This is a genomic window from Petrotoga sp. 9T1HF07.CasAA.8.2 (assembly GCF_002895585.1).
GTDB classification, from domain to species: domain Bacteria; phylum Thermotogota; class Thermotogae; order Petrotogales; family Petrotogaceae; genus Petrotoga; species Petrotoga mobilis.
The window spans coordinates 1-16,056 of the sequence record NZ_AZRI01000027.1 but is presented as its reverse complement, the minus strand read 5'-3'; the positions used below and the strand labels follow the sequence as shown (position 1 = coordinate 16,056).

Annotated in this window: 15 protein-coding genes and 1 tRNA gene; 10 read left to right on the top strand and 6 right to left on the bottom strand. The window is 34.8% G+C overall.

Annotation, left to right across the window (positions count from 1 at the left end):
• Window positions 1-22 precede the first annotated feature (22 nt).
• Window positions 23-853 carry a carbon-nitrogen hydrolase family protein gene (locus X925_RS05675; RefSeq protein WP_103064498.1) on the top strand — a complete coding sequence of 277 codons (831 nt, stop codon included), beginning with the start codon at window positions 23-25 and terminating at the stop codon, window positions 851-853.
• 49 nt (window positions 854-902) lie between these two features.
• Here the strand turns inward: X925_RS05675 and fliS are convergent, their stop codons facing one another.
• Entirely contained in the window at window positions 903-1,340 is a 438-nt protein-coding gene (gene fliS / locus X925_RS05670) for a flagellar export chaperone FliS (RefSeq protein ID WP_121959371.1), read from the bottom strand.
• 5 nt (window positions 1,341-1,345) lie between these two features.
• Window positions 1,346-1,960 carry a hypothetical protein gene (locus tag X925_RS05665; protein WP_012209288.1) on the bottom strand — a complete coding sequence of 205 codons (615 nt, stop codon included), beginning with the start codon at window positions 1,958-1,960 and terminating at the stop codon, window positions 1,346-1,348.
• 140 nt (window positions 1,961-2,100) lie between these two features.
• Here X925_RS05665 and X925_RS05660 point away from each other — a divergent pair, with 140 nt between their 5' ends.
• The 9 genes from X925_RS05660 (at window position 2,101) to X925_RS05620 (ending at window position 13,274) form a co-directional block, all read left to right on the top strand.
• Window positions 2,101-3,342, top strand: coding sequence for an aminopeptidase P family protein (locus X925_RS05660; RefSeq protein WP_121959370.1), 1,242 nt, complete (start codon window positions 2,101-2,103; stop codon window positions 3,340-3,342).
• On the top strand, window positions 3,342-3,833 hold the full coding sequence (gene ruvC / locus X925_RS05655; protein ID WP_012209286.1) for a crossover junction endodeoxyribonuclease RuvC: 492 nt from the start codon (window positions 3,342-3,344) through the stop codon (window positions 3,831-3,833). Before X925_RS05660 ends, ruvC begins: the two co-directional genes overlap by 1 nt.
• Window positions 3,820-7,986 carry a PolC-type DNA polymerase III gene (locus X925_RS05650; RefSeq protein ID WP_121959369.1) on the top strand — a complete coding sequence of 1,389 codons (4,167 nt, stop codon included), beginning with the start codon at window positions 3,820-3,822 and terminating at the stop codon, window positions 7,984-7,986. Before ruvC ends, X925_RS05650 begins: the two co-directional genes overlap by 14 nt.
• Window positions 7,987-7,991: 5 nt before the next feature.
• Window positions 7,992-9,062, top strand: coding sequence for a hypothetical protein (locus tag X925_RS05645; RefSeq protein ID WP_121959368.1), 1,071 nt, complete (start codon window positions 7,992-7,994; stop codon window positions 9,060-9,062).
• A 134-nt stretch (window positions 9,063-9,196) separates the two neighbouring features.
• Window positions 9,197-9,808 (top strand): serine O-acetyltransferase EpsC, encoded by a 612-nt coding sequence (gene epsC, locus X925_RS10560; protein WP_012209283.1) that lies wholly within the window; start codon window positions 9,197-9,199, stop codon window positions 9,806-9,808.
• Window positions 9,809-9,894: 86 nt separating this feature from the next.
• Window positions 9,895-10,785, top strand: a complete 891-nt coding sequence (gene cysK, locus X925_RS05635; RefSeq protein WP_012209282.1) for a cysteine synthase A — start codon at window positions 9,895-9,897, stop codon at window positions 10,783-10,785.
• 79 nt (window positions 10,786-10,864) lie between these two features.
• Window positions 10,865-12,094, top strand: a complete 1,230-nt coding sequence (clpX, locus tag X925_RS05630) for an ATP-dependent Clp protease ATP-binding subunit ClpX (protein WP_012209281.1) — start codon at window positions 10,865-10,867, stop codon at window positions 12,092-12,094.
• Window positions 12,091-13,104, top strand: coding sequence for a tRNA (adenosine(37)-N6)-threonylcarbamoyltransferase complex transferase subunit TsaD (gene tsaD, locus X925_RS05625; RefSeq protein ID WP_103064492.1), 1,014 nt, complete (start codon window positions 12,091-12,093; stop codon window positions 13,102-13,104). Before clpX ends, tsaD begins: the two co-directional genes overlap by 4 nt.
• Before the next feature lie 79 nt (window positions 13,105-13,183).
• Window positions 13,184-13,274: transfer RNA gene (locus tag X925_RS05620), tRNA-Ser, on the top strand.
• Between the two features lie 50 nt (window positions 13,275-13,324).
• On the opposite strand, the gene X925_RS05615 is transcribed toward X925_RS05620, so the two are convergent.
• The 4 genes from X925_RS05615 to X925_RS05600 form a co-directional block, all read right to left on the bottom strand.
• Window positions 13,325-13,867, bottom strand: a complete 543-nt coding sequence (locus X925_RS05615) for a 2-oxoacid:acceptor oxidoreductase family protein (protein ID WP_012209279.1) — start codon at window positions 13,865-13,867, stop codon at window positions 13,325-13,327.
• Window positions 13,868-13,928: 61 nt separating this feature from the next.
• The gene (locus X925_RS05610; RefSeq protein ID WP_103064491.1) at window positions 13,929-14,684 is read right to left on the bottom strand and encodes a thiamine pyrophosphate-dependent enzyme; all 756 of its coding nucleotides are present in this window, start codon (window positions 14,682-14,684) and stop codon (window positions 13,929-13,931) included.
• Between the two features lie 15 nt (window positions 14,685-14,699).
• Window positions 14,700-15,764, bottom strand: a complete 1,065-nt coding sequence (locus tag X925_RS05605; RefSeq protein ID WP_012209277.1) for a 3-methyl-2-oxobutanoate dehydrogenase subunit VorB — start codon at window positions 15,762-15,764, stop codon at window positions 14,700-14,702.
• 5 nt (window positions 15,765-15,769) lie between these two features.
• Entirely contained in the window at window positions 15,770-16,003 is a 234-nt protein-coding gene (locus tag X925_RS05600) for a ferredoxin family protein (RefSeq protein ID WP_012209276.1), read from the bottom strand.
• Between the last annotated feature and the right edge of the window lie 53 nt (window positions 16,004-16,056).

The window sequence follows — 16,056 nt, the reverse complement described above, 5'->3', positions numbered from 1 at the left end:
TTATACAGTGGGGGACATCAACATGAAAAAAATATTTGGTTTAGTACAATTAAATTCAAAATTGAACGACAAAGGAACAAACCTTAAAAAGTTAGATTCATTGATTTCAAAAGAAGTAAAAAAGGCGGATTTATACATTCTACCAGAGTTTTTTAACATAGGATACGATCTTGAAAGTATTAACAATTACGCTGAAAATCTTGCCGAAATTATACCTGACGGAGAAACAACTCAAGAAGTTGTAAGAATAGCAAAAAAATACAACATCTCTATTGTTGCAAACATTTTAGAAAAAGACCCTTTAATAATTGGCAAGTATTACGATACCTCGATTTTAATAGATGAATCAGGTAAATTACTTGGTAAGTATAGAAAAATCTTTGTTTTTCCAAAAGAAAAGTTTAGACTTTCCGAAGGAACGTCTATTGAGATAATAGATTGGAAGGGTATAAAAATAGGTTTATCAATTTGTTATGATCATGCCTTTCCTGAATTATATAGGATAATGGCACTTAGAGGGGCACAAATACTAATAATTACATCTGCTGTTCCAAAAGGTTTTGAAAAATTAGTGGAAGTAAGAACATCCGCACGAGCACAAGATAATCAATTGTTTGCAATCGGTGTAAACGCCGTTGGTAAGCCCTCTGAAGATTCGATCCCTTTCTGTGGAAATTCCATAGCTGTAGATCCGCACGGGGATACCCTAATTAAATTGGGAGACGAAGAAGACGTCATTGCAAACGTAAGTATAGATACCGATAAAATTCTTGAAGAAAGGCTTTTGGAGCCATCACTTCACGAAATAAAGATGTTGAAGATCTACGATGGGATAGATTTCAGAATTGATTAAACAAAAACCCTCCAAAAGTCGCTTATGATTTTGGAGGGTTTTTGAATTTTTAATATTGAAGATCAAATTTAGGGTCGACGGATTTGGCATTTAACTCTCGAGAAGTTTTGACTTCTTTTTTCAAAATCTCTTTCCAAGTATCTAAGAGCTCTTGTAGAAAAGATCTTACTTCTTTTAAAATTTCAGTATCTTTTTTGGTATTTGATTCTAACAATCTTTGATACATGTAATTGTATAGTGCTCTGAGATTTTTAGCTATCTCTCCACCTTTTTCAAGATTCAAAGAAACGTTGAGTTCTGTGACTATGTCTTCAACTCTTATGATCTGTTTATTGGCCTCGGAAAAATTTTTGCTTTCAATAGCTTTTATTGCCTTATTTATTCTTTCGATCGAATTTTGATACAAAAGTTCGACTAACTTTGCAGGACTAGCTGTTTTTATACTGTTTTCAAAATAATAGTTAGCGTTTTGATTATTATTGTACATTCAAATTACACCCCTTTTTTCTCAAGAGTTTTTTGAGCATTTTTTAAAATCGTTTCAAAGGTAGACAAAACTTCACTGAAATCAAATTCAATGATGTCTGAAAGCTCCAAATAATCTTGTTCACCTTGAGATCTAATTATATCTTGGACAACATTTTGTACGTCGTCTAAGTCTCCTGGGTTGTAAAAATCTTCCTCGCTGAAAGCTCGTGTTTGTTCTATGACGTCTAATAGTGCTTGCAAACCTTCTGCAATACTGTTAAGCATTTTATGCCCTTCGTTTGTATTAAGCAAAACTTCTTTTGAAACCCTTTCTAAATTTTCCCTAACCTTACTAATATATTCAAGTGATTGGGAGATAAGATCGAACAAAACTTCTTTTTTTGATGTGAATTCCAACTCTACCTCTTCTCCACCTTCAAAGAAAGAATCCTTTATTTCATCGTAATAATTCAAAGGAATTTCTTTTTCATTGATGGTTATTTTAGTTAAAACGCCTTTCGTTTTGTTAATATAGTCTTGTACCATTTCTTCAAAAGTACTGTACTTATCTACTGGAATATCTAAATTATCAGTTTTTACACCACTTATTTTTAACTTTATATTCTCATCATCAAACATTGTACTCACTCCTTTTTTAGATTAACTTCTAGTATATAATCGTCTAAAAAAGTTATTTCTTTAAATAAAAGTATGATATTTTAATGATATAATAAAAAAGGAATTTTAAAACAGATTTTTTGGGATTAGGAGGGGTCAATATGGCTGATGTGAAAAGTAGAAGAGAGAAAATATGCAGCAGTTTGGAAGAAGGTTCGATGTTGATTCTTTACTCAGGAAAGAGTCCAGTAAAAAGCGAGGACGAAACCTATAGCTTTACTCCGGATCGAAACTTCTATTATTTTACTGATTTAGATATAGAAAACGCTTATTTAGTAATTCACAAAACCGAATCAAAAACAGTTGAAAAACTATTCATAGAAAGAAACGATCCAAAGTTAGCTAGGTGGGTTGGTGAAAAACCAAGCAAAGAACATTGTTCTAAGTTTAGTAAAATTCAAGAAGAAGATATATCTTTTTTGGATGAATTAAATGGATATATTGGAGACACCTTATCAAGGTTTAACATTAAGAGTCTATATTTGTATTTAAAATCTCCTCATTGGGAAAATTTGACAAAAGAAAAGCTAATTGCTCAAGAAATACAAAGATTATTTCCATATGTCAGTGTAAAAGATGTTTCAGCAAAAATCGCAGAATTGAGAACTGTTAAAGATGAAGAAGAAATCAATAATATTAAGAAAGCTATTGAAATTACAAGAGAAGGGATTTTGAACATAATAAAAAATTCAAAACCTGGAATGTACGAGTACGAGCTGGAGGCATATTTTGATTTTTCTTTAAGAAAAAATGGGGTAAAAGATTTTGCTTTTAAACCAATAGTAGCTTCAGGACCAAACTCTACGATTTTACATTACTCTGCCAATGAACGAAAAACAGAAGAGGGCGATTTAGTATTGTTGGACTTGGGGGCACAATATAATTATTATAGTGGGGATATATCAAGAACTTTTCCCATAACTAGACAGTTTTCCCCAAGACAAGCAGAAATTTACCAAATTGTTTTAAATACCCAGAAAGAAGTTCAGTCACAAGTAAAACCAGGTTTGACCCTTTTTGAATTGAATGAAATTGCTAAGAAATCGTTAGCAGAAAGTTGTAAAAAAATAGGATTGATTAAAACCGATGAAGAACTTTCAAAATATTACTTTCATTCTGTGAGTCACTTTTTAGGTTTGGATACCCATGACGTAGGAGATAAGAATATTCCTTTAAAACCAGGAATGGTTATTACCAATGAACCAGGCCTTTATATAGAAGAAGAGGGTATCGGCGTTCGCATAGAAGATGATCTTCTAATAACTGAGAATGGATGCGAAAACTTGTCCAGAGAAATCCCCAAAGAAATAGAAGAAATTGAATGTATTTGGAGTGTGCTTTAATGGTAATTTTGGGAATAGATCCAGGCTACGGAAGGATAGGATACGGCGTCCTTGAAAAAAAAGGTAACATGTTCAACTTAATTGATTATGGTGTAATATACACCAGCAAAGAAGACGAACTTCCCAAAAGGTTACTGAACATAGACGAACAGCTTAGAAACTTAATAGAAACCTATAAGCCTGATGAGTCTGCTGTAGAAAAATTGTACTTCTTTAAAAACGTTGCAACCGCCATACAGGTAGGAGAGGCTAGAGGTGTTATACTACTTTGTTTAGAAAAAGAAAATATACCAATTTATGAATACACACCTTTTCAGATAAAACAGGCTGTTACAGGATATGGAAGGGCTGAAAAAGGACAGATTCAAAGGACTTTAAAATTATTATTGAAGTTGGAAAAGACACCTACTCCAGATGATGCAGCAGACGCATTAGCCACGGCTTTTTGTCATGGAAATTTTAGGAGGAGCTTCAAAAATGCAGGATATTAAAAATTTCTTGATGGAAAATGTAGGTTTTGTTCCTTTTGAACTAAGTGGAGAAATCATTGTAAAAGACGAAGAGGCAGAAATCAATTTACAGGATATAGGTAAAGATATCGATGAAGCTTCATTGAAGCTTTTCTTTAGTAGACTTCTCAAGAGAGAAGTCAAAATCTCTTTTACAAATGATGAAGGACCTGAATTTATCGTAAGAAATTGGCAACAGTTGATAATGAATCATCGTTTAAAAGATTATCTAAGACTTTTAAAGCCAGAATATAACCAAAAAAACAAAATAGTATTTAAAACGTACTCACCGATAGTAATAAACAGGCTAACAAAAGAAAAAGAGGAATTGGATAATATTTTATTTAAATATCTCGGTGACAGAATCCCTTATCAAATCATGATAGATGAAAGTTTAAAACCCACTTTTATCGATGATAGTTATCACAGGCCTGATACCGAGGATAGTAACTTGATGTCTAATTCAGATATTTCCAAAAAATTAGATGATACAGAAAGAGTCGTAATTATGGGAAGGGATTTTAAAAAGGTACCACAACCGTTATCGTTACTTCCTTCAAATGAAGGAAGTAACGTGGTAGTTAACGGGAAAATATTTTACAAAGAGTACAATGAAAAAGGTCCTATATCTACTCTTTATATCACTGATAAAAAAAGTTCCGCGGTTGTAAAAACATTTTCTGAAACGGCTAATAATTTAAACAATGAATTAGATGAGGGAGATAACGTATTAATTGAAGGAAGCATTTTTTATGATTCTTTTAGTCATGAATTTGCAATTAGACCTACAAATATAGTTAAGTTAAAAGAAGAAACTCTCGAAAGGAAAGATAACTACCCCACAAAAAGGGTGGAGCTTCATTTGCATTCAAAACTAAGTGCTATGGAAGGTTTACTCGATGTGGGCGAAATAGTGAAGACGATAAAAAATTGGGGCCATAAGGCGGTAGCTATAACTGATTCTGGTGTTGTTCAAAGTATTCCAGAATTTTATGAAAAAGCGGTCGCAGTAGGTATTAAACCAATTTTTGGGATTCAAGCATATGTCGTTGATGAATTTGTAAATATTATAAGTTTGCTGACAAAAGATAAAAAAATAAGTGAAACTGAGTTTGTTGTTTTTGACTTGGAAACCACTGGATTAGAACCTGCCATGAACGAAATTATTGAGATTGGTGCCGTGAAAATAAAGAATATGAAAATCGTGTCTAAGTTTCATCGTTTGGTGAAGCCAAGAAAACCTGTCTCAAACTTTACAAGTAATTTCACAGGTATAACGAATCAGATGCTGGAAGTTGAAAAACCGATAGAGGAAGTCCTACCTCAATTTTTGAGTTTCATAGAAGGTGCGGTTTTAGTTGCACATAACGCAATTTTTGATTACCGTTTTATACGGGAATGGGTTAGAAGAGTTTATAATGAACACTTTGAGCAAACTTATATAGATACCGTAGCCCTTTCAAAATCCTTGTTAACTTTGAAAAGCTATGGCTTGGCTAAGGTAGTTGAGGAGCTAAAACTCGGTAGTTTTGAACACCATAGGGCTCATGAAGACGCTAATATAACCGCTTTGGTGTTTTTAAAACTTATAGAAATGGCAAAATCCCAGAATGTGGAAATGTTGTCTGATCTTGAAAAATTAAAAAAATTCATAGATTTTAAGAGAATCCAACCGAACGATACGACTATTTTAGTCAAAAACAAAACCGGTCTTAAAAACCTTTATAAACTTGTTTCAAATGCCCATGTAAAATATTTTTACAGAGTACCCAGGATTTTAAAAAGTGAACTATCCCGAATGAGAGAAGGTTTGTTGATAGGTAGTAGTGGAACCGAAGATGGAGAAATCTTTCAGACCTATCTCAGAGGTGGATCTCATGATGAAATTATCGAAATCGCCAAATTTTACGATTATCTGGAATTAACCCCATTGGACGCTTTATCAGATAAAACTATTTCAGAAGAACAATTAAAAAAGATCTATCAAGATATATATAATCTTGGTAACGAATTGAACATGCCAGTTGTAATGGTCTCAAACGCTCATTACTTAGATAAAGAAGATCAAATCTTTTACAACGCATTAAAAGTAGGGGAAAAGAGAAAGACTTCTTCTGCACACAGATATTTGCGTACAACTGATGAGATGATAGAAGAAGCTCAAAGAATTTTTGGGGATAAAGAAATAGCCGAGAAAATTGTCATAACCAATACTAATGAGATTGCAGATCAAATAGAAATAATAAAGCCTCTTAGTAACAAACTTCATCCTCCAAAAATAGAGAACGCAGAAGTAGAGATAGAAGAACTTGCGAAGAAAAAAGCGTATGAAATATATGGGAATCCTTTACCAGAAATTGTTGAAAGCCGATTGAATAGAGAACTAGAATCCATCGTAAAACATGGTTATGCGGTACTTTATCTAATAGCCCAAAAAATCGTACAAAAATCTTTAGAAGATGGGTACTTGGTTGGTTCCAGGGGTTCCGTTGGTTCTTCTTTGGTGGCTACTATGTTGGGAATAACTGAGATAAATCCTCTACCTCCTCATTATATATGTCCAAGTTGTAAAAATGTGGAGTTTTTTGATAAAGAGGAAATAGGTTCAGGGTATGATCTTGTCGATAAAAGATGTGAAAAATGTGGAGCAAAAATGAAAAAAGATGGCCAAGATATCCCATTTGAAACATTCATGGGATTTGAAGGTGACAAAATACCCGATATAGATTTGAATTTTTCTGGAGATTACCAAAACATGGCACATAAATACATAGAAAAAATGTTCGGAGAAGATCATGTTTTTCGAGCGGGTACTATATCAACAATTGCAGATAGAACTGCCTTTGGCTTCGCTAAAAAATATTGCGAAGAGCAGGGGATAGTAAAAAATAGTGAAATAATGAGAATAGTCAAGGCGATAACAGGGGTAAAACGAACGACAGGACAACATCCCGGTGGCTTAATGATAGTTCCAAAAGAAGAGGAAGTTTACGATTACACACCGATTCAGTTCCCCGCCAATGATAATAAATCAAATGTTCAAACTACTCATTTTGATTACCACGTAATACATAACGATCTTGTAAAATTAGATGCACTCGGGCACGATGACCCTACATTCATTAAAATGATGTCTGATTTAACTGGGGTAGACCCCATGACTATTCCCATGGACGACAAGAAAACCTTGAGTTTATTCTCTTCTACAAAAGCATTGAAAATAGACTTAAAAAATGAATTGGGTACAACCGTTGGAACGTTAGGGGTCCCGGAGTTTGGTACTACTTTTGTCAGAATGATGTTGGAAGACACAAGGCCAAAGAGTTTTTCTGAATTGGTAAGAATATCTGGCTTATCACATGGCACCGATGTATGGGCTGGAATAGCTAAAAACTGGATCGACAGGAAGATTGCAACTTTAGACGAGGTAATTTCTTGTAGAGATGATATAATGAATTATTTATTATCCAAAGGCGCTCCACCCAAAAGTGCTTTTTCGATAATGGAAAAGGTGAGAAAAGGCAAAGGTATCAACGAAGAAGACATTGAACTAATGAAAGAATTAAAAGTGCCTGAATGGTTTATCATCTCTTGTCAAAAAATTAAATATCTCTTTCCAAAAGCTCATGCGGCTGCTTACGTTAGTATGGCCTTTAGAATCGCATGGTTTAAAGTTCATTATCCATTAGCTTTTTATTCTACGTATTTTACCGTCAAAGGTGATGAATTCAACTTAAAAGTCATTTTCTCCGGTAGAGATGCCATCAAAAAAAGGATATTTGAACTGCGTAATATGGATTTGGATGTTCGCAAAAAAAATGAGATGGTCGTATTAGAGTTGGCATTGGAAATGATGCTCAGAGGTTATAATTTTAAAATGGTTGATTTGAACAAGTCTGATTCAAAAAAGTTTTTGATAGATGGAAATTCTCTTGTTGTGCCTTTTATCAAGGTCCCTAATCTAGGGGAAAAAGCTGCAGAAAATATTATTAAATCAAGAGAGAGCGGGTTTAAATCCATAGAAGATTTTGCTGCAAAGAGTGGGTGTAACAGAACGAACGTGGAGACTTTAAGGGAATTAGGGGTATTGAAAGACTTGCCAGAAACAAATCAAATGTCACTATTTAAAGGATGAAATAAATGGAAGGTTGGTTGACTTATGGTGAATTAAAAAATATTACAAAACTTCTTGACGCATTCTGTGGTTCCGTTGAACCTTCCTTCAGAAATGCTTACTTTTATTATGACAGGGCTCTCAAAATTTATGCGACAGATGGATGTGCGAAGATATATCTAAATATTACCAAAGAATTCCTTCCGTTTGATGGGGTTGCCTCAGTTCCAATTCAATACTTAAAGGGAATTATAAGGGATACGAAGTTAAAAGATGATTCTTTGGTTAAATTAACTGTAGAAGATAAGCTCATATCCTTTGAAATTCAAGGGATCACATTGAATAGTAAAATCGAAAAGATGGATACCAAACAAATCGAGGTTAGTAGAGAATTTACTTTATTAAGCAAGAAAGAAATAGGATCTTTTCTTAATAAACTTGATTTTGTTTCTGCTTCTGCCAACGAAGGAGATGTCATTGACTTTTTTACGTTCAATGATAACTTAATTTTTGGTTATATGAGTAATTATTATAAATTGAACAGCATCTACGGAAATGTCCGGGAAGAGTTTCATAGAGAAATTCCGTTTATTTCCGCCCGGCATATAGTTAAATCTTTAAACCTTTTGAAAAAAAGTTCTATCCTCGAGTTTGGTATAGACAAAAAAGATATTGTATTAAGAATGCCAGGAATATTCATTAAAATATGTTCGTCCATGCTTTCTTACAATAAAAATTTGTTGGTAACCCAAAAGAGCTTTGTCGAAGAAAAAGAGATCAACACAAGGGAATTAAAAAAGGTTTTGTCAAAACTATATGTAACATTTTCTGAAAGTAATATTGCCTATTTACTCTTAAATAAAGGAAACAGCTACATTTACAAAGAAAACAACAATTCAAAAATATCTTTTAAATTGCCCTATTCTTTTGAAAATCAATATTTAATAACGATACATATTAGAAAAATTCGCTCAATTTTATCGAGAATGTCAGAAAATATAATATTTTACTTATCCCCTAAAGAATTAGTTTTGGTAGAAAAGAAAAACGAAAAAAGAGCCAGCTTCTTAGTTCAAGAGTTCAGAAAGTTAACTTAACTAAATTATCTCCCCGAGATAAAGCGTTAACAGTAATTTAGAAAAACATCGTTCTCTTGAAAAGAAATTAGGATATAATTTTGTTGTAATAGCGACAATTTTAGTTATATTTAATTTAGTCGGGGAGGAAATGTATGAGAAGTATTTTAAGTTTCTTTCGGGATTTTGGAAGAATTTTCAAGTCTTTATCAAAAGATTTAGATATGTACGTCGAGAAAGATCCGGTTGCAAAAAACAAGTGGAAGGTATTTTTCACTTCCATCCCTTTTCACGGGTTGATGGCTTACCGTTTTGCTAATTTCTTTTATAGGTACAAGATATATCCTGTTTCTTACATTATATATGTGTTGAGTAAGATAGTACATTCTATGGATATACATCCCGCAGCCTATATTGAACCTGGAGTAGTCATTGACCACGGTTTTGGCGTTGTTATTGGAGAAACTGCGAGCGTTGGTAGCGGGACATTGATCTACCATGGGGTAACTCTGGGAGCTAAAACTGTTACCACCGGAAAAAGACACCCAATAGTTGGTAAAAATGTTATGATCGGTGCTGGAGCTAAAGTTCTTGGACATATATACATAGGAGATGAATCGGTCATTGGCGCTAACTCTGTCGTTTTAATGGATGTGCCGCCTAAATCATTGGCAGTTGGGGTACCGGCAAAAATTAAAAAAATCAATTGTCCCTCTTCTAATTACTATGACTTAAACAATACGATAAACTCGGATTTTGTAATTTAAATGATTCTATTTAAAAACTTTTAACAGTGAAAGATTTTTTGTTGAATCTAATCTGAAATAAAATTAAACATATGGAAGGTGATCTTTTGATTTACACGTCGATAGGGAACACTCCAATTATTACATTATCAAAGATTATTCAACCTGGAAGGGTTTTTGTTAAATTAGAAAAAAATAATCCCGCAGGTAGTGTAAAAGATAGGCCTGCATTTTTTATGATAAGAGATGGTGAAATTAAGAACAAACTTAATGAAAGCCAAAATATAATTGTAGAACCAACGAGTGGAAACACCGGCATAGCTTTGGCAGCAATTGGTAGAAGCAGAGGTTATCGAGTCATATTAACTATGCCTGAAAGTATGAGTGAAGAAAGAAAGAAAATTTTAAAGTTTTTTGGTGCCGAGTTGATACTTACTCCCGCCGATCAAGGAATGAAAGGAGCAATTAACAAAGCTTTAGAGATTGTGAACGAAACAAAAGGGTATATGCCCAATCAGTTCTCAAATCCTGCCAATCCATATTCACATGAAGTAACTACCGGACCTGAAATTATCAAACAGATGGACTATTCTTTGGAAGCTTTTGTTGCAGGAGTAGGAACCGGTGGTACAATAACTGGGGTAGCGAGGGCGTTAAAAAAAGCATTTTCAGAATGTGTTAGAATAGTGGCAGTAGAACCAACCAGTTCACCTGTTATATCTGGAGGTAACCCTGGTAAACATAAGATTCAAGGTATAGGAGCAGGATTCATTCCAGATAATTTGGATCAGAATCTAATCGATGAAGTAATCCAGATAAATGACGAAGAAGCTATTGAAATGACTAAACAACTTGCAAAAGACGAAGGATTGTTTGTAGGGATATCTTCAGGCGCAAATATACTGGCAGCCATCAAATTAGCCGATAGAATGGAAAAAGGCAGAAGAATTGTTACCATTGCCCCCGATAGTGGGGATAAATATATGAGTTTATTGTGAATTTATGTTAACATATACATGGTATAATTAGTCTCGATCTTAAACAGAGTAAAGAAACACAGAACAGGAGGAATTATTGATGTCAGAAAAGTATTGCTCTTTTTGTGGGAAACCAGCAAGCCAAGCAGGGGCTTTAATTGCCGGTCCTAACGGTATTTATATTTGTGACGAGTGTATTAATCTTTTTCAAGAGTTAGTTGAAGAGAATAAAACAAAAAACGGGGAAAAGACTGAAACAAAAGTTAAACCCCTTCCAACTCCACGACAGATAAAATCAGAACTTGATAAATATGTAATTGGTCAAGAAACAGCTAAGAAAATAATTTCTGTTGCTGTTTACAATCATTATAAGAGAATATATTCTTCAAAGAATATCAATGATGTTGAGTTAGATAAATCTAACGTTTTATTGATCGGTCCCACAGGTACTGGAAAGACTTTGATCGCTCAAACTTTGGCTCGGATATTAGATGTTCCCTTTGCCATTGCAGATGCTACCACTTTAACTGAAGCTGGGTACGTTGGAGAAGATGTTGAAAACGTTATACTGAGGCTTTTGCAAGCTTGTGATTATGATGTAAAAAAAGCTGAAAAAGGGATAATTTATATCGATGAAATTGATAAAATATCAAGGAAATCGCCAAACCCATCAATCACCAGGGACGTTTCTGGTGAAGGAGTGCAACAGGCACTACTTAAAATTGTTGAAGGGACTTTAGCAAACGTTCCCCCTCAAGGAGGAAGAAAACATCCTTACCAAGAATTTATCCAAATAGATACCTCAAAGATTCTTTTTATTGCAGGAGGGGCGTTTGACGGTTTGACAGACATAATAAAACACAGGGTAAAGGATTCTTCTTTAGGATTTGGAGCCGACATAAAAAGTAACAACAAACAGAGAGATGGTGAGGTCTTAAAAAATATTGTCCAAGATGATCTTATTAAGTATGGGTTAATTCCAGAATTTGTTGGTAGGTTCCCTGTCGTTGCAACCCTCAACGATTTGGATGAAGAAGACCTCATTAAGATCGCCATGGAGCCAAAGAATGCTTTATTCAAACAATATCAAAAGATGTTGGAAATAGAAGGTATAAAGCTAGAAATTACTGCTGAAGCTATGAAAGAGATATGTTCGCAAGCCTTGAAACGAGGCACGGGTGCAAGGGCTTTAAAAACAATATTTGAAGAGATAATGCTCGATGTAATGTATGAAGCTCCGGAGATAAAAAATAAAATTAATAAAATTGTTATAGATGAAGAGGTTGTAACTAAGAAAAAACCAGCCGTGAAAAGGAAAGAAAGCGCTTGAACATATTAGAAAGTGAAAAAGATCCAATCATTTTTGGAATAGAAACATCTTGTGATGAAACGGCTGTGGCGATATTAAAAGGTAAAGATCAACTGCTTTCTAATTTAGTTAATTCACAGATCGATGTTCATAAGGTATTTGGAGGAGTTGTACCAGAAGTTGCCGCTCGAAAACATGTCGAAGTTTTGTACAAACTAAGTTTGAAAGCCTTCGAAGAGGCACAAATTACCCCAAACGACATAGATGCAGTTAGTGTATCTTTCGGCCCTGGATTAATCGGGGCTTTACTTATCGGGGTGAGTTTTGCTAAGGGGATGTCTTTGTCCTTGGGGAAACCGTTAATTGGTGTAAATCATTTAATGGGGCATATATACGCTAACTTTCTCGATTTCCCAAATCTGAAACCTCCTTTTGTCACATTATTAGTTTCCGGTGGACATACAGCAATTTTGCTAGTTAAAGATTATTTGGACTTTGAAATAATAGGGGAAACACGTGATGATGCGGCAGGAGAAGCCTTTGATAAAGTCGCAAGGATTTTGGATTTGGGTTATCCAGGAGGACCAGTTATAGATGAAATTTCAAAAAAGGCTCAAAAATTGTACGATTTTCCTAGACCCTTGTATGATAAAGAATACGACTTTTCTTTTTCTGGCTTAAAAACATCTGTTTTGTATTTTGTAAGAGATTATCCGCAGGCAAAAAAAGAAGATATAGCCGCTTCATTTCAAGAAGCGATAATAGACACACTTGTTCATAAAGTTACTAAATTTGCAATTAAAGAAAGTATAAAAGATATTGTAATAGCAGGGGGAGTTGCTGCAAACTCTCTATTGAGAGAAAAATTGAATGCTTTTAAAGACAAATTGAATATCTATTATCCAAGACAATCGTTATGTACTGATAATGCAGCAATGATATGCCGGGCTGGATACGAAAAATATGTAAGAAACATGTTTGATACGTTAGAGTTGGATGTTGTTCCTAATTTGGGATTATCTAAAATATAACGACATTTAGTTTTGTGGATGGTTGACGGTAAGGGATTATTATGATATAATAACTTTCGGAAAAGTTAATAACTATTATGGAGAGATGGCCGAGTGGTCGAAGGCGCACGCCTGGAGAGCGTGTGACGGTTAAAAGCTGTCCGTGGGTTCAAATCCCACTCTCTCCGCCATTAAAAATAATAAATGCTGGAAAATTCCCAGCATTTATTATATTATTTTCTTATTTTACAGTTTCTTTCATTCCTGCTTTTATTGCTTTTAAATTTATTTCTAGCAATTTTCCCTTTTTCCCTGTCAACTTTTCTTTCAACGCTTCTTCTACGGCTTCAAAGCTTACCGCTTGAGTTGCTTTTAAGTAAGCTCCAAGCATAACCATATTTAAAACTTTTAAATTCCCAAGCTCGTCTGCTATTTCATTGGCTGGTACTTTTACTAACTGTATGTCTTTTCTTTCTGGTTTCCTATCGATCACAGAAGAGTTGATCAACAATAGCCCATTCTCTTTCAATGTTTTTTCAAACTTTATCATAGACGGAATATTGAAGGCAGCAACTTCATTTGGTTCGTCTAAAACTGGCGAGGCAATGTATTCATCAGAGATTATTACCGTACAGTTAGCTGTTCCACCTCGCATTTCAGGTCCGTAGGATGGAAGCCATGTGGTATATTTTCCATCAATCATAGCCGCTAAAGAAATTATCTGACCGAAAAGCATGACACCTTGTCCACCAAAGCCGGCGGCTATTAATCCATGGTATGACATAAAAACACCTCCATTTATTTATTCCCTTTGATATTTGTAAGAACAAGGGAATATAAGATGATTAGTGAACTTCTCCAACTTTATCAACATATACACCTAAAGGGAACTCTTTTACCATATTATCTTCCAACCACTTCATAGATTCTATGGGTGTTAATCCCCAATTAGTGGGACATGTTGATAAAACTTCAACTAAACCAAAACCTATATTATTGAGTTGAGCATAAAAAGCCTTTTTTAAATACTTTTTTGTTTTTATTACGTCTTGTGGAGTTGTAACTTTTGTACGAGCTAGAAACGCCACTCCTGACAATTCTTTTAGAACTTCTGAAACATGAATGGGATACCCTTCAATATTTTCTCTTCTTCCATATGGGGTAGTTGTAGTTTTCATTCCTAAAAGGGTAGTTGGTGCCATTTGCCCTCCTGTCATACCGTATATAGCATTGTTTATAAAAATGGTTGTAATACGTTCTCCTCTGTTTGCTGCATGTATTATTTCTGCGGTTCCAATAGCTGCTAAATCACCGTCTCCTTGGTATGTAAAAACAACATTATCTGGGCTGGCTCTTTTAATACCAGTAGCTACGGCAGGTGCCCTTCCGTGAGCTGCTACAGTGCCATCTACATCAAAAAATTCGTAAGCAAATACGGAACATCCAACAGGTGCAACCATTATAGTTTTCCCTTGTATGTCAAGTTCGTCTATTACTTCAGCGATCAATCTATGAACAATTCCGTGAGAACATCCTGGGCAATATGTAAACTCTTTTCCACTTAATGATGTTGGTGCTTTAAACCTTTCTGCATAGGCCATTAACTTCACCTTCTTTTAAATTATTTCCATTAATTTTGCCAATACTTCTCCCGGGGTTGGAATTATACCGCCTGTTCTTCCATAAAATTCTACAGGCTTTTTTCCGTTGACTGCCAGTCTTACATCTTCCACCATCTGACCAAAACTCATTTCTACTGTGAAGAACAATTTAGCGTTTTCAGCGTATCTTCCTAATTCTTCATATGGAAAGGGCCATAAACTTATTGGGCGAAATACCCCCGCTTTTACGCCTTTTTCTCTGGCACTATCTGCAACTGATTTTACTATTCTTCCCATCGTCCCATAGGCAACCAACACAATTTCCGCATCGTTTAATTTGTATTCTTCAAATAGTTTTTCTTCTTTTACTATTGTTTTGTATTTTTCATGTCTTTGAATATTCATTTTTTCTAATTTTACAGGGTCCAAATCAAAAGATGTAACTCTGTGTACTTCTCGCTGCATTTTTGTTCCAGTCAATGCCCAATCCGAATGATCGGGTAAAGTGTTTAGATTTTTAAAGCTAGGAAATGAAACTGGCTCCATCATTTGACCAAGTAATCCATCTGTTAACACTAACACTGGGATTCTGTACTTATCGGCTACATCGAAAGCACGAATGGTCAATTCAACAGCTTCTTGAAGGGATTCAGGACCATACACGATCAATTTATAATCGCCATGTCCGCCCCCTTTTGTGGCTTGAAAATAGTCTGATTGCGCTGGTTGAATATCTCCTAAGCCAGGTCCTCCTCTCATCACGTTTACAAAAACGCATGGGAGTTCAGCCCCCGCTATGTAAGAAACCCCTTCTTGCATTAAAGAGAATCCAGGAGAAGAAGTGGAGGTCATAACCCTTTTTCCAGTGCTAGCGGCTCCATATATCATATTTGCCACGGCAACTTCACTTTCAGCTTGTAAAAAAGTCCCATTTACTTCAGGTAATCTTCTTGCCATGTATTCTGTTAACTCACTTTGAGGAGTAATTGGGTAACCAAAATATAATCTACATCCTGCTCTTATTGCAGCTTCACCTATTGCTTCTGTACCCTTAACCATAACTTTTTCGGTTTTTTCCATAAAAATCAACTCCTTGCCTTTTCTAGTACTTTTACAGTTATACATACATCGGGACACATTTGATAGCAAAAACCGCATCCTATACAATTTTCGATGTTTTTAACTTGTGCTGGATGATACCCTTTGTTGTTGTACCCTTTAGAAAATTCAAGGACATCTTTGGGACAAGCTTGAATACAGAGACCGCACCCTTTGCACCTTTCTTTATCGATATCAATTGCAAACTTTGTCTCTTTCATCGTTTTCCCTCCAATCATTTATTGGCATTAAGGGGGATACCCCCTTAAGAACC

What these genes read in the sequence shown, in the direction of transcription:
- X925_RS05675 (WP_103064498.1), top strand. Translation starts at nt 23, where the DNA reads ATGAAAAAAATATTTGGTTTAGTACAATTAAATTCAAAATTGAACGAC.
- fliS (WP_121959371.1), bottom strand. Translation starts at nt 1,340, where the DNA reads ATGTACAATAATAATCAAAACGCTAACTATTATTTTGAAAACAGTATA.
- X925_RS05665 (WP_012209288.1), bottom strand. Translation starts at nt 1,960, where the DNA reads ATGTTTGATGATGAGAATATAAAGTTAAAAATAAGTGGTGTAAAAACT.
- X925_RS05660 (WP_121959370.1), top strand. Translation starts at nt 2,101, where the DNA reads ATGGCTGATGTGAAAAGTAGAAGAGAGAAAATATGCAGCAGTTTGGAA.
- ruvC (WP_012209286.1), top strand. Translation starts at nt 3,342, where the DNA reads ATGGTAATTTTGGGAATAGATCCAGGCTACGGAAGGATAGGATACGGC.
- X925_RS05650 (WP_121959369.1), top strand. Translation starts at nt 3,820, where the DNA reads ATGCAGGATATTAAAAATTTCTTGATGGAAAATGTAGGTTTTGTTCCT.
- X925_RS05645 (WP_121959368.1), top strand. Translation starts at nt 7,992, where the DNA reads ATGGAAGGTTGGTTGACTTATGGTGAATTAAAAAATATTACAAAACTT.
- epsC (WP_012209283.1), top strand. Translation starts at nt 9,197, where the DNA reads ATGAGAAGTATTTTAAGTTTCTTTCGGGATTTTGGAAGAATTTTCAAG.
- clpX (WP_012209281.1), top strand. Translation starts at nt 10,865, where the DNA reads ATGTCAGAAAAGTATTGCTCTTTTTGTGGGAAACCAGCAAGCCAAGCA.
- X925_RS05615 (WP_012209279.1), bottom strand. Translation starts at nt 13,867, where the DNA reads ATGTCATACCATGGATTAATAGCCGCCGGCTTTGGTGGACAAGGTGTC.
- X925_RS05610 (WP_103064491.1), bottom strand. Translation starts at nt 14,684, where the DNA reads ATGGCCTATGCAGAAAGGTTTAAAGCACCAACATCATTAAGTGGAAAA.
- X925_RS05605 (WP_012209277.1), bottom strand. Translation starts at nt 15,764, where the DNA reads ATGGAAAAAACCGAAAAAGTTATGGTTAAGGGTACAGAAGCAATAGGT.
- X925_RS05600 (WP_012209276.1), bottom strand. Translation starts at nt 16,003, where the DNA reads ATGAAAGAGACAAAGTTTGCAATTGATATCGATAAAGAAAGGTGCAAA.